This is a genomic window from Mycobacterium paraintracellulare (assembly GCF_000276825.1).
Classification (GTDB): Bacteria; Actinomycetota; Actinomycetes; order Mycobacteriales; family Mycobacteriaceae; genus Mycobacterium; species Mycobacterium intracellulare.
This window is the reverse complement of record NC_016948.1, coordinates 5,307,469-5,331,762: the sequence shown is the minus strand read 5'-3', so window position 1 is coordinate 5,331,762 and position 24,294 is coordinate 5,307,469. Positions and strand designations below refer to the sequence as shown.

The 24,294-nt window shown below is 68.2% G+C and carries 27 protein-coding genes; 20 read left to right on the top strand and 7 right to left on the bottom strand.

Going from position 1 to position 24,294, the window contains the following annotated elements; all coding sequences use genetic code 11:
• Positions 1-8 precede the first annotated feature (8 nt).
• On the bottom strand, positions 9-683 hold the full coding sequence (locus OCQ_RS24820) for a TetR family transcriptional regulator (RefSeq protein ID WP_008262100.1): 675 nt from the start codon (positions 681-683) through the stop codon (positions 9-11).
• Positions 684-753: 70 nt separating this feature from the next.
• Between OCQ_RS24820 and OCQ_RS24815 the strand changes: the two genes are divergently transcribed.
• Genes OCQ_RS24815 through OCQ_RS24800 form a run of 4 tightly spaced genes read left to right on the top strand, consistent with a single transcriptional unit; the run spans position 754 to position 4,606 of the window.
• Entirely contained in the window at positions 754-1,848 is a 1,095-nt protein-coding gene (locus tag OCQ_RS24815; RefSeq protein ID WP_041785309.1) for a ferredoxin reductase, read from the top strand.
• A gap of 24 nt (positions 1,849-1,872) precedes the next feature.
• Positions 1,873-2,979, top strand: a complete 1,107-nt coding sequence (locus tag OCQ_RS24810) for a fatty acid desaturase family protein (protein WP_014386069.1) — start codon at positions 1,873-1,875, stop codon at positions 2,977-2,979.
• Positions 2,980-3,023: 44 nt separating this feature from the next.
• Positions 3,024-3,548, top strand: coding sequence for an SRPBCC family protein (locus OCQ_RS24805; protein WP_020188393.1), 525 nt, complete (start codon positions 3,024-3,026; stop codon positions 3,546-3,548).
• Positions 3,548-4,606, top strand: a complete 1,059-nt coding sequence (locus tag OCQ_RS24800; RefSeq protein WP_009956663.1) for an LLM class flavin-dependent oxidoreductase — start codon at positions 3,548-3,550, stop codon at positions 4,604-4,606. Before OCQ_RS24805 ends, OCQ_RS24800 begins: the two co-directional genes overlap by 1 nt.
• Before the next feature lie 68 nt (positions 4,607-4,674).
• Here OCQ_RS24800 and OCQ_RS24795 read toward each other — a convergent pair whose 3' ends face one another.
• Both OCQ_RS24795 and OCQ_RS24790 read right to left on the bottom strand, forming a co-directional pair.
• A complete protein-coding gene (locus OCQ_RS24795) occupies positions 4,675-5,787 on the bottom strand; it encodes a DUF1214 domain-containing protein (RefSeq protein ID WP_009956661.1) in 1,113 nt (370 codons plus the stop codon).
• Entirely contained in the window at positions 5,784-6,359 is a 576-nt protein-coding gene (locus OCQ_RS24790) for a TetR/AcrR family transcriptional regulator (protein WP_009956660.1), read from the bottom strand. The genes OCQ_RS24795 and OCQ_RS24790 overlap by 4 nt, the downstream gene beginning before the upstream one ends.
• Before the next feature lie 28 nt (positions 6,360-6,387).
• On the opposite strand from OCQ_RS24790, the gene OCQ_RS24785 reads away from it, so the two are divergent.
• Entirely contained in the window at positions 6,388-7,632 is a 1,245-nt protein-coding gene (locus OCQ_RS24785; protein WP_014386067.1) for a sulfotransferase family protein, read from the top strand.
• A 29-nt stretch (positions 7,633-7,661) separates the two neighbouring features.
• On the top strand, positions 7,662-8,549 hold the full coding sequence (locus OCQ_RS24780) for an alpha/beta fold hydrolase (protein ID WP_008262085.1): 888 nt from the start codon (positions 7,662-7,664) through the stop codon (positions 8,547-8,549).
• 25 nt (positions 8,550-8,574) lie between these two features.
• Here the strand turns inward: OCQ_RS24780 and OCQ_RS24775 are convergent, their stop codons facing one another.
• The gene (locus OCQ_RS24775; protein ID WP_008262084.1) at positions 8,575-8,787 is read right to left on the bottom strand and encodes a TOBE domain-containing protein; all 213 of its coding nucleotides are present in this window, start codon (positions 8,785-8,787) and stop codon (positions 8,575-8,577) included.
• A gap of 106 nt (positions 8,788-8,893) precedes the next feature.
• The gene (locus OCQ_RS24770; RefSeq protein ID WP_014386065.1) at positions 8,894-9,499 is read right to left on the bottom strand and encodes a TetR/AcrR family transcriptional regulator; all 606 of its coding nucleotides are present in this window, start codon (positions 9,497-9,499) and stop codon (positions 8,894-8,896) included.
• 141 nt (positions 9,500-9,640) lie between these two features.
• On the opposite strand from OCQ_RS24770, the gene OCQ_RS24765 reads away from it, so the two are divergent.
• Entirely contained in the window at positions 9,641-10,966 is a 1,326-nt protein-coding gene (locus OCQ_RS24765; RefSeq protein WP_041785307.1) for a cytochrome P450, read from the top strand.
• Between the two features lie 15 nt (positions 10,967-10,981).
• Here the strand turns inward: OCQ_RS24765 and msrA are convergent, their stop codons facing one another.
• A complete protein-coding gene (gene msrA, locus OCQ_RS24760) occupies positions 10,982-11,494 on the bottom strand; it encodes a peptide-methionine (S)-S-oxide reductase MsrA (protein ID WP_014386063.1) in 513 nt (170 codons plus the stop codon).
• Between the two features lie 75 nt (positions 11,495-11,569).
• On the opposite strand from msrA, the gene OCQ_RS24755 reads away from it, so the two are divergent.
• The 4 genes from OCQ_RS24755 (at position 11,570) to OCQ_RS24740 (ending at position 14,429) form a co-directional block, all read left to right on the top strand.
• The gene (locus OCQ_RS24755; RefSeq protein WP_009956654.1) at positions 11,570-12,076 is read left to right on the top strand and encodes a nuclear transport factor 2 family protein; all 507 of its coding nucleotides are present in this window, start codon (positions 11,570-11,572) and stop codon (positions 12,074-12,076) included.
• The gene (locus OCQ_RS24750) at positions 12,073-13,092 is read left to right on the top strand and encodes an NAD-dependent epimerase/dehydratase family protein (protein WP_014386062.1); all 1,020 of its coding nucleotides are present in this window, start codon (positions 12,073-12,075) and stop codon (positions 13,090-13,092) included. The genes OCQ_RS24755 and OCQ_RS24750 overlap by 4 nt, the downstream gene beginning before the upstream one ends.
• A gap of 78 nt (positions 13,093-13,170) precedes the next feature.
• Positions 13,171-13,998: a class I SAM-dependent methyltransferase gene (locus OCQ_RS24745; protein WP_014383486.1), complete on the top strand. Its 828-nt coding sequence runs from the start codon at positions 13,171-13,173 to the stop codon at positions 13,996-13,998.
• A gap of 50 nt (positions 13,999-14,048) precedes the next feature.
• Positions 14,049-14,429, top strand: coding sequence for a DUF427 domain-containing protein (locus OCQ_RS24740; protein ID WP_008262071.1), 381 nt, complete (start codon positions 14,049-14,051; stop codon positions 14,427-14,429).
• On the opposite strand, the gene OCQ_RS24735 is transcribed toward OCQ_RS24740, so the two are convergent.
• The gene (locus tag OCQ_RS24735) at positions 14,423-14,821 is read right to left on the bottom strand and encodes a nuclear transport factor 2 family protein (protein ID WP_041785304.1); all 399 of its coding nucleotides are present in this window, start codon (positions 14,819-14,821) and stop codon (positions 14,423-14,425) included. The genes OCQ_RS24740 and OCQ_RS24735 overlap by 7 nt on opposite strands.
• 62 nt (positions 14,822-14,883) lie before the next feature.
• Here OCQ_RS24735 and OCQ_RS24730 point away from each other — a divergent pair, with 62 nt between their 5' ends.
• The 9 genes from OCQ_RS24730 (at position 14,884) to OCQ_RS24690 (ending at position 24,287) form a co-directional block, all read left to right on the top strand.
• Positions 14,884-15,795 (top strand): DNA-3-methyladenine glycosylase family protein, encoded by a 912-nt coding sequence (locus tag OCQ_RS24730; protein ID WP_008262067.1) that lies wholly within the window; start codon positions 14,884-14,886, stop codon positions 15,793-15,795.
• Between the two features lie 89 nt (positions 15,796-15,884).
• A complete protein-coding gene (locus OCQ_RS24725; protein WP_008262065.1) occupies positions 15,885-16,433 on the top strand; it encodes a Dps family protein in 549 nt (182 codons plus the stop codon).
• A 151-nt stretch (positions 16,434-16,584) separates the two neighbouring features.
• A complete protein-coding gene (locus tag OCQ_RS24720; RefSeq protein ID WP_014386060.1) occupies positions 16,585-17,568 on the top strand; it encodes a pirin family protein in 984 nt (327 codons plus the stop codon).
• Positions 17,569-17,570: 2 nt separating this feature from the next.
• Complete coding sequence (locus tag OCQ_RS24715; protein WP_036459905.1) at positions 17,571-18,206, top strand: TetR/AcrR family transcriptional regulator; 636 nt, start codon at positions 17,571-17,573, stop codon at positions 18,204-18,206.
• Between the two features lie 75 nt (positions 18,207-18,281).
• Positions 18,282-19,223, top strand: coding sequence for a class I SAM-dependent methyltransferase (locus OCQ_RS24710; protein ID WP_014381484.1), 942 nt, complete (start codon positions 18,282-18,284; stop codon positions 19,221-19,223).
• Positions 19,224-19,256: 33 nt separating this feature from the next.
• Positions 19,257-20,198, top strand: coding sequence for a class I SAM-dependent methyltransferase (locus tag OCQ_RS24705; RefSeq protein ID WP_009956642.1), 942 nt, complete (start codon positions 19,257-19,259; stop codon positions 20,196-20,198).
• 52 nt (positions 20,199-20,250) lie between these two features.
• The gene (locus OCQ_RS24700; RefSeq protein WP_014386058.1) at positions 20,251-21,828 is read left to right on the top strand and encodes an LCP family protein; all 1,578 of its coding nucleotides are present in this window, start codon (positions 20,251-20,253) and stop codon (positions 21,826-21,828) included.
• A 105-nt stretch (positions 21,829-21,933) separates the two neighbouring features.
• Positions 21,934-23,367 (top strand): aldehyde dehydrogenase family protein, encoded by a 1,434-nt coding sequence (locus OCQ_RS24695; RefSeq protein ID WP_009956640.1) that lies wholly within the window; start codon positions 21,934-21,936, stop codon positions 23,365-23,367.
• Between the two features lie 56 nt (positions 23,368-23,423).
• Positions 23,424-24,287, top strand: a complete 864-nt coding sequence (locus tag OCQ_RS24690) for an SDR family oxidoreductase (RefSeq protein WP_008262046.1) — start codon at positions 23,424-23,426, stop codon at positions 24,285-24,287.
• Positions 24,288-24,294: the final 7 nt, after the last annotated feature.

Sequence of the window (24,294 nt, the reverse complement as noted above, 5' to 3'; positions counted from 1 at the left end):
AATGTGAATCAGGGAGTGCTCTGCCACCCGGCGATGCCGGTCGCGATCATCCGCAACTGCTTGACCGCGAGCCGGCGGATGTCCTCGGTCGCCTCGGCGCTCTGCGAATCCTCGATGGCCTCCGCGATGACGATCATGGCGTTGACGAACAGGGTCGCCAGCACGTTGAGATCCTCGGTGGTCCACTTGTTCAAACCGGGGAAACGCGCCAGGTCGGTGGCCAGCTCGGAGGTGATCAGCCGGATCTCGGTGCGAATGGCGTAGCGCAGCACGGACAGGCCGCTGTTGCGCTCGCGACCGATCAGCCTCCAGTGCTCGCGCCGGTCGGCCACGCTGGCGACCAGGATCTCGACGGACGACTCGATGACCCGGTTCGGGTCGAGCTTGCCGGCGCGGGCGTCGCGCAAGGTGTCACGCAGGCTGCGAAACGACTCGTCGATCAGGACCAGGCCGAGCGCCTCCATCGATTCGAAGTGGCGGTAAAACGCCGCCGGCACGATCCCGACCTCGCGGGTCACCTCCCGCAGGCTCAGGCTGGAAAAGCTGCGGTCCTGCAAGAGCTTGAGCGCCGCGGCGATGATGGCGCGCCGCGTCGCCTCCTTGCGCTCCTCGCGCGACTGGCTTTCCCGCGAGCGTTCGCGTCCGGAGCCGCGCGCCCGTGAGCTAGGAGTACGGCTGTTCACTGTGTGAACCCTACCACATCGGGCCAGTAAACCCTTGACTACCTGGCCGTTGCGGCCGCACGGTGTACATATGTTCACTCAAAACGCTCAAGCTTCTGGCCGGGTCCTCGCAAGGACGTTCCGCCAGCGCGTGTTGGGTTCGGAGCTTCTAGACCTGCTGACCGGTCCGCACGGCGTCGACCGCTACACCGAGCTCGTCGCACCGACATGGACGCTGGGCGACGCCCGCGCCAAGGTGACCGACGTGCGCCGGACCACACCCCGCAGCGTCACGCTCGCCCTGACACCCAACGACACCTTCCTGGCCACCCACACCGTCCGGGCCGGCCAGTACGTCAACCTGACCGTCGAGATCGACGGGCGCCGGCACACCCGCTGCTATTCCCCGACCAACGCCGAAGGGGCCGCCACCCTCGAGCTGACCATCGGCCGCCACGAGGGAGGGCTGGTGTCGAACCATCTGTACGAACACGCCCGTCCCGGCATGGTGGTCGGTTTGGCCGGCGCCGGCGGCGACTTCACGCTGCCCGCGCCGCGTCCCCGGCGGATCCTGTTCGTCTCCGGGGGAAGCGGGATCACCCCGGTGATGGCGATGCTGCGCACCCTGGTAGCCCAGGGGCATCGCGGCGAGATCGCCTTCGTCCACTACGCCCGCACGCCCGCCGAGGCGTGCTACCGCGACGAGCTGGCCGCGCTGGAGTCGGTGCGGGTGCTGCGCGGTTACACCCGCGCCGACGGCGGCGACCTGGCCGGACGCTTCGGCCCGGAACACCTGGCCGCCGCGATGCCCTCACCCGACGCGGTATTCGTCTGCGGCCCACCGGCTTTGGTCGAGGCCGTGCGGGAGCACTGCGACACCGTGTACACCGAAAGCTTCGTACCGCCGGCCTTCGAAACACCGGCTGACCCGTCAGGAGGGCGAGTCACGTTCTCCGACAGCGGCGTTGACATCGTCGACGACGGACGCCCGCTGCTGGAACAGGCGGAATCCGCCGGCTTGTCCCCGGAAAACGGGTGCCGGATGGGCATCTGTCACACCTGCACGCGGCGCAAAACCGCCGGCACCGTGCGCAACCTGGTCACCGGCGCGGTCTCGACCGCACCCGATGAGGACGTGCAGATCTGCGTGTCCGTTCCGGTCGGTGACGTGGACGTCTCGCTGTAGACAACGGACTTGAGAGGAAAAGCCATGACACCCAACAAGATCACCCTGACATCCGAGCAGGCCGAGGATTTCGGCCGCGAACTCGACGCCATCAAAGAGCGCGTGATGGCGGACCTCGGCGAAAAGGACGCCGACTACATTCGCCGCGTCATCAAGACCCAGCGTGCGCTGGAGGTCGGCGGGCGCGTGCTGCTGTTCCTGCCGCCCGCGTGGCTGCTGGGCACCGGCATGCTCGGCATCGCCAAAATCCTGGACAACATGGAGATCGGCCACAACATCATGCACGGCCAGTACGACTGGATGCGTGACCCGGCGATCTCCGGCCGCACCTTCGAATGGGACACCGCGTGCCCGGCCGATCAATGGCGGCACTCGCACAACTACATGCACCACACCCACACCAACATCGTGGGAATGGACCGCGACATCGGCTACGGGATCCTGCGGATGAGCGAGGACCAGCGCTGGCAGCCGTACTTCCTGGGCAACCCGCTGTATGCCTTCCTGCTGATGGTGCTGTTCCAGTACGGCGTCGCGCTGCACGAACTGGAAACCGAGCGGATCCGCTCCGGCGAGATCCGCCTCGAGGACAAGCGCGAGGTGCTGCGCGCCATCTGGCGCAAGACCCGGCGACAGACGCTCAAGGACTACGTCGCCTTCCCGCTGCTGGCCGGCCCGTTCGCGCCGTTCGTATTCACCGGCAACCTCACGGCCAACCTGATGCGCAACGTGTGGTCGTACATGATCATCTTCTGCGGCCACTTCCCGGACGGCACACAGGAATTCACCGTCGAGGAAACCCGGGACGAGTCGCGCGGCATGTGGTACTTCCGCCAGGTGCTCGGCTCGGCGAACCTCACCGGCGGCCGGCTCTTTCATCTGCTCTCCGGCAACCTCTCCCACCAGATCGAGCACCACCTGTTCCCGGACATGCCGGCCCGCCGCTACGCGGAGATCGCGCCCGAGGTGCAGGAGATCTGCGAGCGCTACGGCATCCCGTACAACCGCGGTCCGCTGCTGCGGCAGTTCGGCACCGTCGTCCGCAAGATCGTCAGGCTGACCTTCCCGGACAGCTGGCGGCCCAAAGCCGGCGCCGACGCGCCCGCCGCCCGCGAGCCGGTCGCCGCGTAACTCGGTGCCGTCGACGCATTGCCTTGCGCCGGACGAGGGGGACAATGAGGTCCGTGGAATGGACCGGCGCGCGCTACGCGGACACCCCGACGGTGGAGGCCTCGACGTGGATCGACGCCGACCCGCAGCGGGTCTGGAACCTGGTCTGCGATATCGAGCTGATGCCCGCGGTCAGCAACGAGCTCCAGGCCGTGGAGTGGGCCGAGGGATCGGACGGCCCGCGGGTCGGCGCCCGCTTCGTCGGATACAACGAGCACGAGGCGTTCGGGCAGTGGAGCACCACGTCTGAGATCGTCGCGTGCGACGAGCCACGCGAATTCGCCTGGGCCGTCGGCGGTCCCGATAACCCGGCCTCGATTTGGCGATTCCGGCTGGCGCCCCGCGACGGCGGCACGGCCCTGAACTACTGGATGCAGATGGGGCCGGGACGTTCGGGGTTGTCGACCGCGATCGACTCGATGCCCGACAAGGAACAGAAGATCGTGTTCGTGCGGATGCGGGAGTTCGAGGCCGCGATCGGAAAGACCCTGGCCTCGATCAAACGGCTGGCCGAGCACGGAGTGCGGTGATGCGGACCGCCACCACGGTGGAGTTCTCCGGTACCGGGGACGACGCCGGGCAGGCGGTGGCGCTCGCGGTCGAGGCGGAAAAGCTGGGCCTCGATGTGTGTTGGGTGGCCGAGGCGTGGGGCGCGGACGCGCCGTCGGCGCTGGGCTACCTCGCCGCCCGCACCGAGCGGATGCTCCTGGGATCCGGCGTGATTCAGGTCGGCACCCGCTCGCCCGTCCTGATCGCCCAGACCGCGATCACGCTCGCCAATCTGTCGAACGGGCGGTTCCTGCTCGGGTTGGGCGCCTCGGGCCCGCAGGTGATCGAGGGTCTGCACGGCGTCTCGTTCGAGCGGCCGCTGGCGCGCACCTCCGAAACCATCGACATCATCCGGCAGGCGTTCGCGGGCGGAAAGATCTCTTACACCGGTAAGGAATTCGAGCTTCCCCGCCCCGGCGGCGAGGCGGTGCCGATGCGGTTGTCGACGCGGCCGCAGCACCCGATCCCGATCTATTTGGCCACGCTGTCACCGGCGATGCTGCGGTTGACCGGGCGGGTCGCCGACGGGTGGCTGGGCACCAGCTTTGTCCCGGAAGGCGCCGAGGACGCCTATTTCCGCCACCTTGACGACGGCCTGGCGGCCGCCGGCCGCGCCCGGGCCGACATCGACATCTGCCAGGGAGCCGAGGTCGCCTTCGCCGCTGACGAAGTCGAGTTGCGGGGCATGGTCGCGGGCCGCAAGAAGGAGCTCGCGTTCAGCCTCGGCGGCATGGGATCGTCGAGCACGAACTTCTATAACCGGGCCTACGGCCGGCAGGGCTGGTCCGAGGTCGCCGCCGAGGTACGCGAGCGCTGGCAGCGCGGCGACCGCGACGGCGCGGCCACGCTGGTGACCGACGAGATGGTGCTGGCGACCACGCTGATCGGGACCGAGGAGATGGTGGCCGCGCGCCTCGCGGTGTGGCGCGACGCCGGCGTGAACACCGTGCGGCTTTATCCCGCGGGCGACACGCTGGACGCCAAGCTCGAGACGCTGGGCCGGGCCATCGAGCTGGTCCGCGCGGCTTCGGATTCTTGACGGCCGCCGAACGTGCACTGGTGGCGGGTTTTCCGCGCGTTTGTCGCCCTCGTTACACGCTCGGCGGTTCAGCTGGTCGTCGTCGGCGCGTCGGCCGCCTTGACGAGCTTCACCTCCGGCCGCTGCGGCACGCCGTCGGCGAGGAACCACCGGAAGGCCAGGTTGCCGCGCGGATAGCCGAGCGTGGTCAGGGAATTCGGGTGCGCGGTCTTCGCCCCGGACAGCACGATCGTCACCGAGCCGTCACTGTTGGCGACGGCGCTGTGGCCGTTGATCGAGCAGCGCGCGTCGGGGCCCTCCGAGGCGCCGTAGGTGGCCATGAACTGGTTCCACACCACCATGTTCCAGAACCTGCACGCCGGCGGCCGATGCGTGATCACCAGCGCCTCGTCCTCGTCGAGCACGAAACTGCCATACGAGTAACAGGCGTCGCGCGCCGACCAGCCGAAGTTGGCGTCCGGCACCTGGTAGGGCTCGGCGAACGCATTTGCGGCGTGGGCGGTTTCGTGCCCGAGGGCGTGCGCGTCTTCGACCCGGTTGCCCACGGCCAGCGGCACGATGGCGAACATGGTTTGCAGCCAGGTCGCGACCGCGCGCAGGCGCGCCGCCGTCTCGGCGTCGCCGTGGCGGATCGGCGCCGGCTCGTCGAGCGCCTCGATCCGCCAGACAACCGGGCGCCCGGTCAGGGGGTCGGCCTGGTAGTCGCGGGTCATCAACACGGCCGCGTCGGCCGTCGGGGGGAATTCGAAGGCGAAGTTGCCGTCGGCGTCGACGTCGAGGTCGGTGTCGCGGACGATCGCGACCACCCGGTCCGACCACGCCCCGAGCGTCGGCTCGTTGTAGGCGGTGACCGAAAAGTACACGCTGTCACCCTTGTTCCCGCTGATGCGGTAGCGGCGCGCCGGGTCGACCGGGCAGATGTGGTAGTAGGCGTCGGTGTTGTCCCCGCCCCAGCGGCGGTCGCGGCGGAACGGGGTGTTGACCGCGACGAATTGCGGCCGATCGGGTTCGGGGAACAGGTAGGTGTCCAACGCCACGCCCAGCGTGGTGGCGAGCATGCGGTAGCCGTCGGCGATGTGCCGGTCATCGGTGACGGCGCGGTCACCCTCCAAAAACGAGCGATCAAGGCCGCCAAGGGTTTTCAACAGATCCTGCCACGCGACCGTCGATTCGTGCGTCATGCGCTGATTCCTTCCAGGAGCAACCGTGTCGTGCGATCGACCCACGCGTCATCGAGCTCGGTGGGGCGGGTGAGCAGGGCGACCAGCGTGATGCCGGCGATGGTTTCGGCCAGTTCCGCGGCGGTGACCTCCGGGCGCACGTCGCCGCGCGCCGCCGCCGCCGCGAGCCAGTCGCCCAGCCCGCCACCGATGACGCCGGCGAAGCGCTCCAGCAGAGCCGAGTGCAGGCTCGGATCCGCGGCCATCTCGCCGATCAGGCCCGGCAGGGCCGCCCGGGCGGACGGCGTGGTGAGGAAAACCATTGTGCGGCGCACCATCTCGCGCAGGCCGTCGGCCGTCGAGCCGGTATCCGGGATGGCGGTGCCGGCGCCGATGGGGAACACCGCCTCATGCACCAGATGCGCCTTGCTGGGCCAGCGGCGGTAGATCGCGGGCTTGCTGGTGCCGGCCCGCTCGGCGATGGCCGACACCAACAGCCCCGGATAACCGGACTCGGCGAGCAGTTCAACCGTCGCGCGCAACACCGCGGCGTCGATACGCGGATCACGGGGCCGGCCAAAATCACCATCCATTACGAAACTGAGAGTAACATAAGTCGCCGTGACCGATGCCGTTCGCTCCGTTTCCCTCGATGACCTGGCCACGCCCCGATTCAGCGTCGAGGGTCAGCAGATCCTCGACATGATGAGCGCTATGGCCCCGCAGTGCCCGTTGGACGCCGACGCGCTGCACGCCCAGGCCAGTGCGGACACCGGCCTGCACGATTTCGGGCCCGACGACTACCGCGAACGGCTCGACGTCTTCCTCGCCGCGCTGCGCGAGATCGACGGGCTGCACGGCGCCGGGGCGGTCAACTTCTACGGGCAGCTGCTGCAGATCCTGAAGAACCGGCTACTGCTGGCCGACCTGTTGCGGCGCCATCCCGAGATCAACGACATCGAACTGACCTCGCCCGTGGTGATCGCCGGGCTGCCCCGCACCGGCACCACGCACCTGCACAACCTGCTGGCCGCGCCACCCACCTTCCGCACCATGCCGTACTGGGAAAGCAACGAGCCCTTCCCGATGCCGAACGAGGTTGCCGTGCAGCCGGATCCGCGGCGGGCCCGGATGGACGTCGCGGTCGGGGTGATCAACACGGTGATGCCGCATTTCGCGCTCATGCACGAAATGACCACCGACCACGTCCACGAGGAGATCCAGCTGCTGGCCAACGATGTCTCCACGATGCTGCTGGAGACTCTCGCCGACGTGCCCCACTGGCGTGACTACTACCAGTCCCACGACCAGACGCCGCACTACGAATACCTGGCCACCCAGCTGCGGGCGATGCAGTTCCTGCGCGGGGGCCGGCGCTGGCTGCTCAAGTCGCCGCAGCACCTCGAACAGGTGCCGGTGCTGGATCGGGTGTTCCCCGACAGCATCGTCGTGTTCACCCACCGCGACCCGGTGCCGGTGGCGCTGTCGATGATCACGATGATCACCTACTCCGCGCGCATGCACCGCTCGCCGGTGCCGGTCGAACAGATCGCCAACTCCTGGATCGACCGCCTCGATCAGATGCTCAGCGCGCTGGTGCGCGACCGCGACACCATCGGCCCGGACCGCTCGGTCGACATCCGGTTCGACGACTTCATGGCCGACGAAGCCGGCGTGGCCGAGCGCGTCTACGCCCTGGCCGACGAGCCCTACACCGATGAGGCGCGCCAGGCCGTCGCCGGCTACCTGGCGGGCCACCGCCGCGGACGCCTGGGCAACGTCAAAACGTCGTATGAGATGTTCGGCCTGAACGAGCACAGCCTGCGCCAGCGCTTCGCGCCCTATGTGGAGCGGTTTCTGGCCTAACCCTTTCCGAGCCGCTACGTTCTCAACACATGGTCACCATGCCCACGCTGGACGGCGTCGAACACCGCTACGTCGAGCTCGGAAACGGCGTGACGATCCACGTCGCCGACGCGGGCCCGGCGAGCGGGCCGGCGGTGATGCTGGTGCACGGCTTCCCGCAGAACTGGTGGGAATGGCGCGAGCTCATCGGCCCGCTGGCCGCCGACGGGTACCGGGTGTTGTGCCCGGACCTGCGCGGCTCGGGCTGGAGCTCGGCGCCGCGCACCAGCTACCGCAAGGACGAGATGGCCGACGACCTGGCCGGGGTGCTGGATCGGTTGGGCGTCGCGTCGGTCAAGCTGGTGGCCCACGATTGGGGCGGACCGGCCGCGTTCATCATGATGCTGCGCCATCCGGACAAGGTGACCGGCTTTTTCGGGGTAAACACCTCGGCGCCGTTCGTCAAGCGCTCCCCGTCGATGCTGCGCAACGTCTGGCGGTTCTGGTATCAGATCCCAATCTCGTTGCCCGTCATCGGCCCCCGGGTGATCAGCGCGTCGAACCCGCGGTTCCTCCGCCTGCTGGGGTCATGGGTCGGCGGCGGCTACACGCTGCCCGAGGAGGACGTGCGGCTGTACCTCGAGTGCATGCGGCAGCCCGGCCACGCCGAGGCGGGGTCGCGGTGGTACCGGTCGTTTCAGACCGGGGAGATGCTGAGCTGGATGCGCGGCGAGTACGACGGGGCCCGCGTCGACGTCCCCGTTCGCTGGCTGACGGGCACCGAAGACCCGGTGATCACGGCCGACCTGACCGAGGGATATGCCGACCACATCAAGGATTTCGAGGTCGAACTGGTCGACGGGGTCGGCCATTGGATCGTCGACCAGCGACCCGATCTCGTGCTGGATCGGGTCCGGGCCTTCCTCGCCGAAAAGTAAACCGGGTGCGGGCTTTTCGGCGCACCTAGTCGACGCCGATGGTGACTTCGGTCGATTTGATGAACACGGTCGCCGGCTGGCCCACCTTGAGCCCGAGGTCGGTCGCGGCGTCCCTGGTGACCGACGACGTGACGACCTGATCGCCGCCGTCGAGCGTCACCTTCACCACGGCCATCACGGTGCCGAGTTCGACCTCGGTAATCTTTCCCCGGAGCTGGTTTCGAGTCGAGAGCCGCATCGCAGAATCCTCCATGTCAGAACGGGCGGGGTCTGCGGTGAGCCTAGCCCCGCCGGGCCGGGCCCGGGATGGCTTGCGACACCTCGATTTACGGCGCCGGACGCGCTCAATGCCGCGGACCGAGCAGGGCTACGGACGCATCCACCGCCGGTTCCACGATTTCTCGGACCGGTGTTCCGTCTTCGACCGCAAGTGCGGTCAGCTCCCGCAGACCGCCCAACAGGATCACGGCCAGGGGCGCGGTCAACGGCGGCAGCTTCGCGCGCCGGAACCCGGGACTGGCGCTGAGGTCGATCAACAGGCTGGTCAACAGCTGCAACCCGCGGCGCTGGACCGGTCGAGCGGCCGCACCCAGCGACGGCAACTCACGGATCCAGCTCAACGTGATGGCCGGGCGCGCCTCGATGTAACCGACATAGGCCTCGACCGCCTGCCGGATCTGCGCGTGCCAATCGGCGTCGGGATCGACCGACGCCGCGATCTTCGCGCCCAGTTTCTCGATGTCGACGGCCAGCAACTCGAGAAAGCACTCCTCCTTGCCCGCGAAGTGGTCGTAGAAGGTGCGTTTGGACGTGCGCGCGCAACGGACGACGTCGGCGACTGTGCTGGCGCGATAGCCGCGTTCGGTGATCGACGTGGCCAGGCCGTCGAGGAGCCGGAGGCGGAAAGGATCGACCTCTTCGAGAGCGGGGTCGCCATCCGTTGCTGTCATTGCTGAGGTCACGGCCCGCACCCCCTTTCGGTTCGAAACGCACCTTGTCAGCTTTGGTACTGCAGAGTACCGTACTCGGAAAGGTCCGTGGTACATCGCGGTACCAACTCCGGCCCGGCAGACGTGGGGAGCAATGACGCCATGAGTGAACTAGCCACCGTCCCGCCGGCCACGGTTCACCTGCCCCCCGCGGTCCGAAGCCCGAAGCTGGTGCAGGGCATCGGTTTTGCCGTGTCGCGGCGGATGATGATGCGACGCCTGTCACGCCGCTACGGCAACGTCTTCACGCTGCGGCTGCCGATGTGGGGGCGCGTCATCATGGTCAGTGATCCACAGCTGGCCAAGCAGATCTTCACCACCAGCCCAGACGAACTCGGCAACATCCAACCCAATTTGAGCAGACTGTTCGGTCCCGGCTCCGTGTTCGGACTCGAGGGCGACGACCATCGCCGGAGGCGGCGGCTGTTGGCGCCGCCATTTCACGGCAAGAGCATGAAAAATTACGAGAGCATCATCGAGGAAGAAACGCTGCGCGAGATGGCCGGCTGGCCGGAGGGCAGCCCATTCGCGACGTTGCCGCCGATGATGCGGATCACGCTGAACGCCATCCTGCGCGCGGTGTTCGGCGCCGAGGGGGCCGAACTCGACGAGCTGCGCAGGCTCATCCCGCCGTGGGTCACCCTGGGCTCACGCCTTGCGGCGCTGCCGAAGCCGAAGCGCTATCCCCGGTTCGGCCCGTGGGGCAGGTTGGACAAGTGGCGGCGCCAATACGACATCGTCATCGAGAAGCTGATCGCCGCGGAGCGGGCCGACCCGGACTTCGCCGAGCGGACCGACGTGCTGGCACTGCTGCTGCGCAGCACCTACGACGACGGTTCCGCGATGTCGCACAAGGACATCGGCGACGAGCTGCTGGCCCTGCTGGCCGCCGGGCACGAGACCACCGCGTCCACGCTGGCATGGGCATTCGAGCGGATCAGCCGACACCCCGAGCTGTTGGCGAGGCTGGTCGAGGAGGCCGACGGGGCCGATGAGGGCGGCAACGAGCTGCGCCAAGCGACGATCCTCGAGGTGCAACGGGCCAGGACCGTCATCGATTTCGCCGGTCGCCACGTCTACCCCGAGGCCTACCGGCTCGGCGAATGGGCGATCCCGCGCGGCTACTCGATCATCGTCGGCATCGCGCAGATACACGACAACCCCGACGTGTTCCCCGATCCGCGGCGGTTCGACCCGCAACGCTTCATCGACACCAAACCGTCGGCGCTGTCCTGGATCCCGTTCGGCGGCGGGACCCGCCGCTGCGTCGGCGCGGCGTTCGCCAACATGGAAATGGACGTCGTGCTCCGGACCGTGCTGCGCCACTTGACAATCGAGACCACGGATGCGCCCGGTGAGCGGTGGCATTGCCGCGGTGTGGCGTTCACCCCGAAGGACGGCGGCCGGATCACGGTGCGCCGGCGCTGAATTCGCCGGGGACCGCTACTGGCTGGAGGCGGCCCGATGCGGCAGCTTCCAGCCCGGCCGGATGAAGTGGCAGGTGTATCCGCTCGGATAGCGCTGCAGGTAGTCCTGGTGCTCGGGCTCGGCCTCCCAGAAGTCGCCGGCCGGGCTGACCTCGGTCACCACCTTGCCGGGCCACAGGCCGGACGCCTCGACATCGGCGATGGTGTCCAGCGCGATCCGCTTCTGCTCCTCGTCCAGGTAGAAGATCGCCGACCGGTAACTGGGGCCGCGGTCGTTGCCCTGGCGGTCTTTCGTTGTCGGGTCGTGGATCTGGAAGAAAAACTCCAGGATCGCCCGGTAATCGGTTTCCGCCGGGTCGTAGATGATCTCGATGGCCTCGGCGTGGGTGCCGTGGTTGCGGTAGGTCGCGTTGGGGACGTCACCGCCGGTGTAGCCGACCCGGGTCGAGACCACCCCCGGCTGCTTGCGGATCAGTTCCTGCATTCCCCAGAAGCAGCCGCCGGCGAGAATCGCTTTCTGGTTGGTCATCGCTCGTCCTCCTCACCCGCCACAGTGAGGCCCAGGCTACACTCCGCCGATGAGCTGCAATGGTGCCGCGAAATCATGAGCACGCCGAAGTTCTCCCGTAGCGAACTGGCCGCCGCGTTCGAGCAATTCGAAGCCACCGTCGATGCGGCCGCGCAGTCGCACGACTGGGACGCGTGGGTCCAGCACTACACACCCGACGTCTTGTACATCGAACACGCGGCGGGCACCATGCACGGCCGCGACGAGGTCCGCGAGTGGATCAGCAGGACGATGGGCAGCTTCCCCGGCAGTCACATGGTCGCGTTTCCGTCGCTGTGGTCGGTGATCGACGAGGCCACCGGGCGCATCATCATGGAACTCGACAACCCGATGCGCGATCCGGGTGACGGCACGGTCATCGGCGCGACCAACATCTCGATCATCACCTACGCCGGTGATGGCCTGTGGCGTCAGCAGGAAGACATTTACAACCCGCTGCGCTTCGTGCAGGCCACGTTGAAGTGGTGCCGCAAAGCGCAGGAGCTCGGCACCCTCGACGAGGCCGGCGCGCAATTCATGGAGCAATACGGAGGCGCCCAGTGACCGCCAGGCCCAAACTCGTCATCGGCGCCAACGGCTTCCTGGGTTCGCACGTCACGCGCCAGCTGGTCGCCAAGGGCCATGAAGTGCGGGCCATGGTGCGCGAGAACGCCAACACCCGGTCCATCGACGACCTCGAGCTCACCCGGTTTCACGGTGACGTGTTCGACACCGCCGTGCTGCGGGAGGCCATGGACGGGGTCGACGACGTCTACTACTGCGTCGTCGACACCCGCGCCTGGCTGCGCGACACCTCGCCGCTGTTTCGCACCAACGTCGAGGGGCTGCGCAACGTCCTCGACGTGGCCGTCGCGCAACCCGACCTGCGTCGGTTCGTCTTCACCAGCACCTACGCGACGGTCGGCCGGCGGCGCGGGCGCGTGGCGACCGAGGACGACATCGTCGCCACCCGCGGGTTGTCGGACTACGTCCAATCCCGGGTCCAGGCCGAGAACCTGGTGATGCGCTACGTGGCCGAATCCGGGCTGCCCGCGGTGGCGATGTGCGTGTCGACGACCTACGGCAGCGGCGACTGGGGCCGCACCCCGCACGGCGCGTTCATCGCCGGCGCCGTCTTCGGCAAGTTGCCCTTCACCATGGACGGCATCCAATTGGAGGTCGTCGGCGTCACCGACGCCGCGGAGGCCATGCTGTTGGCCGCCGAGCGCGGCCGCGTCGGCGAGCGATACCTGATCTCCGAGCGAATGATCGCGTTGACCGAGGTGGTGCGGATCGCGGCCGACGAGGCCGGCGTGCCGCCGCCGCGACGTTCCATCCCCGTTCCGGTGCTGTACGCCCTCGGCGCCCTGGGCAGCCTGCGAGCCCGGCTCACCGGCAAGGACGCCGAGCTCAGCCTCGCGTCGGTGCGCATGATGCGTGCCGAGGCGCCCGTCGACCACAGCAAGGCCGTCCGCGAATTGGGTTGGCAGCCACGCCCGGTCGAGGAGTCCATCCGCGAGGCGGCCCGATTCTGGGCCGCCATGCGAAATGCCAAGGGTAAGAGCGCGACTCCCCGCTGAACGCCACGCCGACCGCTGTTCAGGACGCGGCGCGGCGCTGGGCGTGGGACTAGCCTCGAGCGGGTGAATACCGAGCGAGTGTCCGTCGATCTCACCGGGGCTCCCCAGACCATGCTGGCGACGTTCTACGCCAAGGCGCTGGACGCCGACTTCGACAAGCCGATCCTGGGTGATCGGTACGCGAAGGAGATCGTCGATCGCATCGACTACGACTGGAAGAAGACGACCATCACCGCCCGGCGGGCGCCGTCGGTCACTACCCGTTCGGCACACTTCGACGAGTGGACGCGCAAATTCCTTGCGGCGCACCCGCGCTCGGTCGTCCTGCACGTGGGCTGCGGACTGGACAGCCGGTTCTTCCGCGTGCAGCCGGGTCCGGACGTGCAGTGGTACGACGTCGACTACCCCGAGGTCGCGGCGCTGCGCGCCCAGCTCTACCCGAGCCGCGAGCACTATCGCGTGATCGCCGCCTCGGTCACCGACCCGTCATGGCTGAGCGAAATCCCCACCGATCGCCCCACGCTGATGATCGGGGAGGGGCTGACCATGTACCTGACCGAGCAGGACGGCACCGCGTTGCTGCGCCGGGTGGTCGACCGGTTCGGCTCGGGTGAGCTGCAGTTCGACGTGTTCAACTGGCTCGGGATCAAGTCGCAATGGCTCAACTCCGTGGTGCGACGGTCGGGATCCACGCTGCGGTGGGCGATCAACGGGCCCGACGACATCATCGCGGCCGTACCGGCGGTGCGGCTGCTGGCCTGCGAGCGCTGGTTCGAGTCGGACACCTTCGCACGATTGCCACGCTCCTCCCGACTCCTGGGAAGGGTGATGTCGCTGATCCCCGCCGCCGCGAACATGTCCCAGTACCATCGCTACGCATTCGGCCCGCCGGACGGGAAGGGTTGACGGCGGCCGGGTGTTACAGCCCCAATAGGCGTCTGTAGGAGGTATCGACCATGGCCCACCGGCAAGTCCTCGAGCCGAACGCGGGGCACCCGATCACCATCGAACCCACCCAGGGCAGGGTGCAGGTCCGCGTCAACGGCGAACTGGTGGCCGACACCACCGCCGCGCTGGAACTGCGCGAAGCCACAATCCCTGCGGTGCAATACATTCCGATCGCCGACGTGCAACAGGATCGGCTCACCCGCACCGACACCAGCACGTATTGCCCGTTCAAGGGCGACGCCAGCTATTACAGCGTGACGACCTCGTCCGGTGACACCGTCGACGACGTGATCTGGACCTATGAGCAGCCGTATCCGGCGGTCGCCGCGATCGCCGGGCACGTCGCGTTCTACCCGAACAAGGCCGACATCACCGTCTCGGCTCAGTAGGGGACCCATCCGGGGAGGGCGGACGCCGTCGCCCGGGTGTCGCCGTAGAGGCGCATCGAGACGATCAGCCCGGCGCGGGTGTCGAAGATGCACACGAACGGGCTGTCGTAGGAGGTGCCGTCGGACGTCGTGCCGGTGGCCTGTGCCTCCACCACCACCGTCTCTCCCTCGTTGACGCAGCGCACCAGGTCGATGACCAGCTCGACGTCTTGTTTGCGCCGCTCGACCGCGCGCCGGAAGGTGTCCTTGTCGCATGCGGTGCGCGTGTAGAGCGTCCAGAAGGTGAAGTCGTCGCGCAGCAACGCGAAGCCCTCGTCCAGATCGCCGCCGTCGCTGATGCTCTGCAAAAACATCCAGGCCAGTTCGCCCTGAGGGTCATCGAAGGGCGTCATCACACCGCAATACTGACTGGGGACGGAGTTCAGGGTCAATCGAGCGGTCGGAGAGTCATCAGGTGAAAAGCACGCGCACGGTCGTGTTCCCCGGGGCCGCCAGCTTCGGGCACACGTTGTCGCCGCTGCGCCGCGGCCCCGCGGATCCCTGCTTCCGCGCGACCGGCGACGGCTCGATCTGGCGGACCAGCCTGCTGCCCACCGGCCCCGTCACGGCCAGGATCAGCCGCGCGGCCCCCAACGCCGCGCACTGTGTGGCGTGGGGGAGCGGCGCGGGTGAGTTCGTCGAAATGCTGCCCGCCCTGCTGGGTCTCGAGGACGACGCCTCCGACTTCGTGCCGCGGCATCCGACGGTCGCCGCCGCGCACCGGCGGGTTCCGCACCTGCGGCTGGGCCGCACCGGGCTGGTGCTCGAGGCGCTGATCCCGGCGATCATCGAGCAGCGGGTGCCCGGCGCCGACGCGTTCCGCTCCTGGCGCGTGCTGGTGACCAAGTACGGGACACCGGCGCCGGGGCCCGCCCCCGAGGGCATGCGGGTGGCGCCGTCGGCGCAGCGGTGGCGAACCATCCCGTCGTGGGAGTTTCATCGCGCCAACGTCGACCCCAGGCGCGCACAAACGGTGGTGACCTGCGCGCAGCGCGCCGCGTCGCTGGAGCGGCTGACATCACGGCCGGCGGCACAGGCGCGGGCGGCCTTGACGTCCCTGCCGGGCGTGGGGGAATGGACCGCCGCGGAGACGGCCCAACGCGCCTTCGGCGACGCCGACGCCGTATCGGTGGGCGACTACCACATCCCCAAGATGATCGGCTGGACACTGCTGGGTGAGCCCGTCGACGACGCGGGAATGCTCGACTTGCTGGAGCCGATGCGGCCACATCGCCAGCGCGTGGTCCGGCTGCTCGAGGCCAGCGGATTGGCCTACGAACCGCGCCGGGGCCCGCGCCTGCCGGTGCAGCAAATCCACTCACTGTGATCCGTCGCGTTTTTCGGCGTCGCCATCGGGTACCCAGCAGAGCAAGAAAGTGTGTGGGAACCCCACGGAAGGAAGCTAGGAAACACGCGATGACTCAGTTCACAATTCCGGGATTGACCGACAAGCAGGCGGCGCGGCTCACCGAACTGCTGCAAAAACAGTTGAGCACCTACAACGATCTTCACCTGACGCTCAAGCACATTCACTGGAACGTGGTCGGCCCGAACTTCATCGGCGTGCACGAGATGATCGACCCGCAGGTGGAGGCCGTGCGTGGCTTCGCCGACGATGTCGCCGAACGCATTGCCGCCCTGGGCTCTTCGCCGCAGGGCACGCCGGGTGCCATCATCAAGGACCGCTCGTGGGACGACTATTCGGTGGGCCGCGACACCGTCCAGGCCCACTTGGCCGCGCTGGACCTCGTCTACAACGGCGTGATCGAGGACATCCGCCAATACATCGACGAGACCGACGAACTCGACCCGGTGACCCAGGACCTGCTGATCGGCCAGGCGGGCCAGCTGGAGAAGTTCCAGTGGTTCGTCCGGGCGCACCTGGAAAGCGCCGGCGGTCAGCTCGCCCACGCGGGCAAGAGCACCGAGAAGTCCGCCGCCAAGAGTGCGCGCAGCAAATCCTGACACCCTCAGTCGCACACTTCGCGCCATCGCCCCGGCAAATCGATGCCGGGGCGATGGCGCGTCGGCTTGGCCGCCACGAAGGTGCCGACCGCCCGGAATAAGTGGACCCTAGTCCGGTTATACCGGGTAGTCCGCTCTACGAGGAGGTCAAATGCCTGCAGTTACGGCCAACCCACTGACATTGCCGCGCGTCCGCGGCCCCGGCCCCGCCGACACCGAGCGGCCGGTGCGATCGATCACCACCGGCCCGCGCGGGTACGAGGGTGAGGGGTTCCCGGTCGTGCGCGCCTTCGCCGGGGTCGGTAGCGCCGCCCTGGATCCCTTCGTCCACATGGACCAGATGGGCGAGGTGAACTACCAGCCCGGCGAACCCAGGGGCACCGACTGGCACCCGCACCGCGGCTTCGAAACGGTGACCTACATGCTCGACGGGAAATTCGCGCACCAGGACTCCCACGGCGGTGGGGGGCTGATCACCGACGGAGCGACCCAGTGGATGACCGCCGGCTCGGGCATCCTGCACATCGAGACGCCGCCGGCCGAACTCGTCGACAGCGGCGGCCTGTTCCACGGCGTCCAGCTCTGGGTGAACCTGCCGAAAAAGGACAAGTTCGCGCCGCCGCGCTACCAGGCCATCGAGGGTGGTGACGCCGCATTGGTCGCGTCCGACGACGGCGGGGCGCTGATCCGCATCATCGCGGGCGAGATCGACGGCCACCGGGGGCCCGGGGTCACGCACACGCCGGTCACGCTCGCGCACGCGACGGTCGAGAACGGCGCCCGGCTCAACATCCCCTGGCGGCGCGACTTCAACGCGCTCGTGTACGTGCTGTCGGGCAGCGGGTACGTCGGGCCGATCGCCCACCCGATCCACCAGGGGCAGCTGGCGGTCCTGGGCCCAGGCGACCGGATCACCGTCGGGGCGGAGCGAGCTCGGGATTCGGGCGACGCGACCGCCATTGATGTCCTGCTTCTAGGTGGGCGGCCCATTCGCGAGCCGGTATTCCACTACGGGCCTTTCGTGATGAACACTCGCGCGGAATTGATCGAGGCGCTCGAGGACTATCAAGCCGGAAAATTTGGCGCTATTCCGCCAAATGCACTAATGCCCCACCATGGCGGTGGCACACTCTAGCAATGCTTCCACGGGGGACTCGCAGGCCGGGCCGTCCGCCTGCGGCGAAGGCGGACGAGACCCGGAAACGAATCATCCAAGCTGCTCGTTTGGTGTTCAGCGAACGCGGCTACGACGGCGCGACGTTCCAGGCCATCGCCTCCCGTGCCGACCTGACCCGCCCGGCGATCAACCATTACTTTTCGAGCAAGCGAGCGTTGTATCGGGAAGTTCTGGAGGACACCAACGAATTCGTCATTGCGGCCGGTATCAAAGAGGCGGACGCCGAAACCGGGCTGGTCGCGCGGCTGACGGCCTTCATCTCCGTGGCCGTTAGGGCTAATTCGGAAAATCCCGCCGGATCGGCGTTTTTAATCAGCGGCGTACTCGAGTCCCAGCGCCATCCGGATTTGACCGGAACCGACAACTCGTCGGTGCGCGTGTGCCGCGAGTTCCTGTTGCGCGCCGTCAACGACGCGATCGAAAACGGTGAGCTCGCGGCGGACGTCGATGCGTCGGCACTGGTCGAAACCCTGCTCGTCATCATCTGCGGGGTGGGCCTGTACTCGGGCTACGTCGAGAGCTACCAGCAGATGCTGGCCGTCACCGGAATGCTGCGCCAGCTGCTGGAGGGCGCGCTCTGGCGTCCGGGGGCCTAGCCCGCCGGGCGGCGCAGTGAAGTTGCGCACAAAGCGTATAGGCTAACTAACTTATCCCGGTACCATGGTCGGGATATGACTGACCTGGATGCCTCGACACCGCCTTCCGTGCGGTCTGCCGGCGACAGCTGGTCCATCACCGAACTCGTCGGCGCCACCGCGCTGGGCGTCGCCGCGTCGCGCGCGGCGGAGACCGCCGGCGCCGACCCGCTGATTCGTGACGAGTTCGCCCGCCTGCTGGTGTCGTCGGCCGGCCCGGCGTGGGCGCGGCTGGCGGACCCGGAGCTGTCCTGGCTCGCCGACGATCAGCACGGGCGGCGCGCGCACCGAACCGGCATCGACTACCAGGCCGTGCGCACCCACTTCTTCGACGAATACTTCGACGGCGCAGTGCGTTCCGGAATCCGGCAGGCGGTGATTCTGGCCGCGGGCCTGGACTCGAGGGCCTACCGGCTGGACTGGCCCACCGGCACCACCGTCTACGAGATCGACCAGCCCAAGGTGCTGCAGTACAAGTCGGGCATCCTGCAGCAGCACGGCGCCGTGCCCACCGCGATCCGCCATCCCGTCCCGGCGGACCTGCGCGAGGATTGGCCGACCGCGTTGGCCGCCGCGGGATTCGACCGCACGCAGCCGACCGCCTGGCTGGCCGAGGGGCTGCTGCCGTACCTGCCCAGCGATGCCCAGGACCGGCTGTTCGAGATGTTGACCGCGCTCAGCGCGCCCGGCAGCCAGGTCGCGATCGAGGTGTTCGGCATCAACTCGCGGAGCAACTCGCAGCGCTGGTTGCGGATGCGCGAGCGGCTCGGCCTGGACGTCAACGTCCAGGCGCTGACCTACCACGAGCCGGACCGCTCGGACGCCGCCGCATGGCTTTCCGACCACGGCTGGCACGTGCACGCCGTGGACAACCGCGAGGAGATGGCCCGACTCGGCCGCCCGGTGCCCGACGACCTTTCCGACGAGGCGGTGCGCAGCACGTTGCTGCGGGCGCGCCTCGGCGAAACCACCTTTTGACCTTCGCCTGCCCAAGACCCAAGGAGTTAATGCATGAGCTCACTGCGCACCCACGACGACACCTGGGACATCAAGAGCAGCGTCGGCACCACCGCGGTCATGGTGGCCGCCGCCCGGGCCATCGAGACCGAGCAGCCCGACGCGCTGATCCGCGATCCCTACGCCCGGCTGCTCGTCAACAACGCCGGTGCCGACGTCCTGTGGGAAGCCATGCTCGACCCGGACGTCGTGGCCAAGATCGAAGCCATCGATGAGGAATCCGCCGCCCGGATCCAGCACATGCGCGGCTACCAGGCGGTGCGGACCCACTTCTTCGACGAGTACTTCGCCGACGCCGTCGCCACCGGGATCCGGCAGGTGGTGATCCTCGCGTCGGGGCTGGACTCGCGGGCCTACCGCCTCGACTGGCCGGCCGGCACCACGGTGTACGAGATCGACCAGCCCCAGGTGCTGGACTACAAGACCACCACGCTGGCCGAAAGCGGCGTGACGCCGTCCGCCGATCGCCGCGAGGTGGCGATCGACCTGCGCGAAGACTGGCCGGCCGCGCTGCGCGCCGCGGGTTTCGACCCGACCCGGCCGACCGCCTGGCTGGCCGAGGGACTGCTGATGTACCTGCCCGCCGAGGCGCAGGACAAGCTGTTCACGCAGATCGGCGAGCTGAGTCCGGCCGGCAGCCGGGTCTCCGCCGAAACCGCACCGATGCACGCCGAGGAGCGGCGCCAGCAGATGCGGGAACGGTTCAAGAAGGTCGCCGACCAGCTCGGCCTGGAAGAGACCATCGACGTCGGCGAGCTGATGTACCGCGACGAGCACCGCGCGAACCTCGCCGACTGGCTCAACGACCACGGCTGGCGCGCGACGGCGCAGAACTCGATCGATGAGATGCACCGCCTGAACCGCGGGGTGCAGAGTTTCGAGCTGGACCAGGACAAGGACGCCTTCTCCGACTTCGTGATCGCCGAGCGCCTGTAACGGCGCGGTTACCGCCGTTTCGGCAGGTCATCGCCCATAATGATGACTCATTATGGGCGGCGGCGCGGCGCAGCGATCACACCGCTGGGTGCTGTTGAAGGGCCGGCTCGTCGCCGGCATCGCTTCGGCCTTCGTCATGGCCATCACCGGAATCGGCTGGACGGGTTACCACACCGCCCTGGGCCGGATCATCATCTCCCACGCGCTGCCGAATGGGGCCGCCTCGCTCGGCGACAACCAGAACATCCTGCTGATGGGCCTGGACAGCCGGTTGGACCAGAACGGTCGGCCGCTACCGCAGGAGGTTTACGACGCGCTGCACGCCGGCGACGAAACCTCGGGCGGCTACAACGCCAATGTCCTTATCGTCGTGCACATTTCGGACCGTGACGGTCCCGTCACCGCGGTGTCGATTCCCCGCGACGACTACGCCGAGCTGCCGGGCTGCCCCGGCTCGGTGTGCACGGGCAAGATCAAGCAGGCGTACGGCCTGGCCTATCAGCAATCGTTGAACACGCAGGCCGCCGGGGACTCGGGCGGCGCGGGGTCGACCGATCTGGCGGCCCGCGAGCAAACCGCCCGCGAGGCCGGCCGCAAGGCCGAAATCAGCGCCGTCAGCGACTTTTTGGGTATCTCGGTCGACCACTTCGTCGAGGTCACGTTGGGCGCCTTCTACCAGATCGCCAAGGCGGTGGAGCCAATCACGGTGTGCCTCAACGGCGATACGCGTGACAGCTACTCGGGCGCGGACTTCCATCAGGGTGTACAGCGCATCGATGCGGCGGAGGCGATGGCCTTCGTGCGGCAGCGGCGCGACGAAAACGACGGCTCGTTCACCGATTTCGATCGGACGCGGCGCCAGCAGGCGTTCCTGGTGTCGTTGGTCGAGGCGGCCCGCAGCGGCGGCGCGCTGTCCAGCGTGAGCGGGCTGCGCAAAATGCTCGAGGTCGCCCGGGACAACGTCGCCGTCGACGCCGGGCTCGACCTCGGGCAGTTCGCCGCGCGGGCCTCTCGGCTGACCGGGCGGCCGCTGTCGCTGTACACCCTGCCGATCTCCGGCTTCGGCAAGGACGCGAACGGCTCCGACATCAACCTCGTCGATCTCGCTGCGATCCGGCGCATCGTCAACGAGCGCTTCATGTCCGACGCGCCGGCCGCGCTCGACGCCGCGTCGCCGGCGGCCCAGTCACCGCCCGCGCTGACCGAACCCGTCATCCTCGACGTCGTCAACGCCAGCTCGCGCGACGGACTCGCGGCCGCGCTCGAGGAGGCCCTCACCGGCCGGGGCTTCACCCGGGGCAGCGCCACGACCGCCGCCGCCGCGGCCGACGACAGCACGATCGAATACGGTCCCGGCGCCGACGCGGGCGCGCAGGTCCTGTCCGGGCAACTGCACGTGCCGGCGACCGCGGATCCCTCGGTGGCCTCCGGAACCGTCCGGCTGACCGTGGGAACGCGGTTTCCCGCGGCGGACTACCTCTCCCATTCCGAAGCCCAACCCGGCGCGGCCGGCGACGCGCCGTCGTCCGGGCAGGTGAGTGCGGTCGCCGCCACCGGCAGCGGCGACCGCGCCCCGGCGCCGACCGACCTCAGCCAGATGACGGCCTCGAGCGTCCCCTGCGTCAAGTAACCGCGCGGCCCGATCCTTTCTACTGCTCTCCCAACCGGATGGTTAGTATCGCGGTTATCACCGATGAGCGGCCGCCCCGCGGCGGGACTCTGCTCGGGAAGGACAATGATGACCACCGAATCGGTTGCATCGCAGGCATCGCTCTCCAAGGACTCCACGAACGGGACCGGCTCGGCCGACGTCGCCGCCACGGTTGCCCGGCTTCGTCAGACCTTCGCCACCGGACGCACCCGCGACGTCGACTGGCGCAAGCGGCAGTTGCTGCAGCTGGTGAAGCTGATGGAGGAGAACGAGGCCGCGCTGGCCGCCGCGCTCGCCGAAGACCTGGACCGCAGCCCCTTCGAGGCCTACATCGCCGACATCGCCACCACCGCCGGTGAGGCCAAGTACGCGGCCAAGCGCGTGCGCAAGTGGACGCGGCGCAAGTATCAACTGCTGGAGCTGCCGCAGCTGCCCGGCCGCGGCTGGGTGGAATACGAGCCCTACGGCACCGTGCTGATCATCGGCGCCTGGAACTACCCCTTCTACCTCACGCTGGGCCCGGCCGTCGGGGCGATCGCCGCCGGCAACACCGTGATCCTCAAGCCGTCGGAAATCGCGGCCGCGTCCTCGCGCGTGATGGCCGAGCTGGTGCCCAAGTACCTCGACAACGACGCCATCGCGGTCATCGAGGGCGACGGCGCGACCAGCCAGGAGCTCATCGCCCAGGGCCTCGACCGGGTGATGTTCACCGGCGGCACCGAGATCGGCCGCAAGGTCTACGAGGGCGCGGCGCCGCACCTGACCCCCTGCACGCTCGAGCTCGGCGGCAAGAGCCCGGTGATCGTCGCGGCGGACGCCGACGTGGAGGTGGCGGCCAAGCGGATCGCCTGGATGAAGCTGCTCAACGCCGGACAGACTTGCGTCGCACCGGATTACGTGTTGGCCGACGCCACGATTCGCGACGAACTGGTCGACAAGATCGGCGCCGCCATCACCAAGTTCACCTCCGACAAGCCGGACGGCATGCGGGTGGTCAACCAGCGGCAGTTCGACCGGATCAGCGGCTACCTTTCCGGCAAGGACGGCACGGTCACGGTCGGCGGGGCGTGCGACGCGTCGACGCTGCGCATCCAGCCCGCGGTGGTGGTGGACCCCGACCCGGACGGCCCGCTGATGCGGAACGAGATCTTCGGTCCGGTCCTGCCGGTGATCACCGTCCAAAACCTGGACGAGGCAATACGTTTCGTGAACTCGCGGCCCAAGCCGCTGTCGGCGTACCTGTTCACCAAGCGGCGCGAGACCCGCGAGCGGGTGATCAAGGAGGTGCCGGCGGGCGGCATGCTGGTCAACCACGTCGCCTTCCAGGTGTCGACGGCCAAGCTGCCCTTCGGTGGCGTCGGCGCGTCGGGCATGGGCGCCTACCACGGCAAGTGGGGCTTCGACGAGTTCAGCCACCGCAAGGCGGTCCTGACCAAGCCCACCCGGCCCGACCTGTCGAGCTTCATCTACCCTCCATACACCGAGCGGGCCTTCAAGATGGCCCGCCGGATGTTCTGACCCGGCTTCGCCGAACCAGTTGCTAGACAAAGTTTTTCACAGCAGAGAGGAACCTAATGCCCGGAGTGCAGGATCGCGTCGTCATCGTCACCGGAGCCGGTGGGGGACTGGGCCGTGAGTACGCCCTGACCCTCGCCAAGGAGGGCGCCAGCGTCGTGGTCAACGATCTCGGTGGCGCCCGCGACGGCACCGGCGCCGGCCACAACATGGCCGACGAGGTGGTCAAGGAGATCAAGGACGCCGGTGGCCGGGCGGTCGCCAACTACGACAGCGTCGCCGAGCCCGAGGGCGCCGAGAACATGGTCAAGACCGCGCTCGACGAATTCGGCAAGGTCGACGGCGTGGTCAGCAACGCGGGCATTCTGCGCGACGGCACGTTCCACAAGATGTCCTTCGAAAACTGGGACGCCGTGCTCAAGGTGCACCTCTACGGTGGGTACAACGTCATCCGCGCCGCGTGGCCGCACTTCCGTGAGCAGAGCTTCGGCCGTGTCGTCGTCGCCACCTCCACCAGCGGGCTGTTCGGCAACTTCGGGCAGGCCAACTACGGCGCGGCGAAGCTCGGCCTCGTCGGGCTGATCAACACGCTGGCCCAGGAGGGCGCCAAGTACAACATCAAGACCAACGCGGTCGCGCCGATCGCCGCCACCCGGATGACGCAGGACATCCTGCCGCCGGAGGTCTTCGAGAAGCTCACCCCGGAGTACGTCGCCCCGGTGGTGGCCTACCTGATGACCGAGGAGCTGACCGACACCGACTCGGTGTTCATCGTCGGCGGCGGCAAGGTGCAGCGCACCGCGCTGTTCCAGAACGACGGCATCACCTTCGACAGCGTGCCGTCGGTCGAGGACATCGCCGCCAAGTGGGGCCAGATCACCGACCTGTCCGCCGCCCAGCAGGCCAGCTTCAAGCTGGGCTGAGCCCGGC

What these genes read in the sequence shown, in the direction of transcription:
- OCQ_RS24690 (WP_008262046.1), top strand. Translation starts at nt 23,424, where the DNA reads ATGCCCGGAGTGCAGGATCGCGTCGTCATCGTCACCGGAGCCGGTGGG.
- OCQ_RS24780 (WP_008262085.1), top strand. Translation starts at nt 7,662, where the DNA reads ATGGTCACCATGCCCACGCTGGACGGCGTCGAACACCGCTACGTCGAG.
- OCQ_RS24740 (WP_008262071.1), top strand. Translation starts at nt 14,049, where the DNA reads ATGGCCCACCGGCAAGTCCTCGAGCCGAACGCGGGGCACCCGATCACC.
- OCQ_RS24735 (WP_041785304.1), bottom strand. Translation starts at nt 14,821, where the DNA reads ATGACGCCCTTCGATGACCCTCAGGGCGAACTGGCCTGGATGTTTTTG.
- OCQ_RS24755 (WP_009956654.1), top strand. Translation starts at nt 11,570, where the DNA reads ATGAGCACGCCGAAGTTCTCCCGTAGCGAACTGGCCGCCGCGTTCGAG.
- OCQ_RS24805 (WP_020188393.1), top strand. Translation starts at nt 3,024, where the DNA reads ATGAGGTCCGTGGAATGGACCGGCGCGCGCTACGCGGACACCCCGACG.
- OCQ_RS24770 (WP_014386065.1), bottom strand. Translation starts at nt 9,499, where the DNA reads ATGACAGCAACGGATGGCGACCCCGCTCTCGAAGAGGTCGATCCTTTC.
- OCQ_RS24705 (WP_009956642.1), top strand. Translation starts at nt 19,257, where the DNA reads ATGAGCTCACTGCGCACCCACGACGACACCTGGGACATCAAGAGCAGC.
- OCQ_RS24800 (WP_009956663.1), top strand. Translation starts at nt 3,548, where the DNA reads ATGCGGACCGCCACCACGGTGGAGTTCTCCGGTACCGGGGACGACGCC.
- OCQ_RS24810 (WP_014386069.1), top strand. Translation starts at nt 1,873, where the DNA reads ATGACACCCAACAAGATCACCCTGACATCCGAGCAGGCCGAGGATTTC.
- msrA (WP_014386063.1), bottom strand. Translation starts at nt 11,494, where the DNA reads ATGACCAACCAGAAAGCGATTCTCGCCGGCGGCTGCTTCTGGGGAATG.
- OCQ_RS24815 (WP_041785309.1), top strand. Translation starts at nt 754, where the DNA reads ATGTTCACTCAAAACGCTCAAGCTTCTGGCCGGGTCCTCGCAAGGACG.
- OCQ_RS24700 (WP_014386058.1), top strand. Translation starts at nt 20,251, where the DNA reads ATGGGCGGCGGCGCGGCGCAGCGATCACACCGCTGGGTGCTGTTGAAG.
- OCQ_RS24695 (WP_009956640.1), top strand. Translation starts at nt 21,934, where the DNA reads ATGATGACCACCGAATCGGTTGCATCGCAGGCATCGCTCTCCAAGGAC.
- OCQ_RS24725 (WP_008262065.1), top strand. Translation starts at nt 15,885, where the DNA reads ATGACTCAGTTCACAATTCCGGGATTGACCGACAAGCAGGCGGCGCGG.
- OCQ_RS24715 (WP_036459905.1), top strand. Translation starts at nt 17,571, where the DNA reads ATGCTTCCACGGGGGACTCGCAGGCCGGGCCGTCCGCCTGCGGCGAAG.
- OCQ_RS24795 (WP_009956661.1), bottom strand. Translation starts at nt 5,787, where the DNA reads ATGACGCACGAATCGACGGTCGCGTGGCAGGATCTGTTGAAAACCCTT.
- OCQ_RS24765 (WP_041785307.1), top strand. Translation starts at nt 9,641, where the DNA reads ATGAGTGAACTAGCCACCGTCCCGCCGGCCACGGTTCACCTGCCCCCC.
- OCQ_RS24790 (WP_009956660.1), bottom strand. Translation starts at nt 6,359, where the DNA reads ATGGATGGTGATTTTGGCCGGCCCCGTGATCCGCGTATCGACGCCGCG.
- OCQ_RS24775 (WP_008262084.1), bottom strand. Translation starts at nt 8,787, where the DNA reads ATGCGGCTCTCGACTCGAAACCAGCTCCGGGGAAAGATTACCGAGGTC.
- OCQ_RS24720 (WP_014386060.1), top strand. Translation starts at nt 16,585, where the DNA reads ATGCCTGCAGTTACGGCCAACCCACTGACATTGCCGCGCGTCCGCGGC.
- OCQ_RS24710 (WP_014381484.1), top strand. Translation starts at nt 18,282, where the DNA reads ATGACTGACCTGGATGCCTCGACACCGCCTTCCGTGCGGTCTGCCGGC.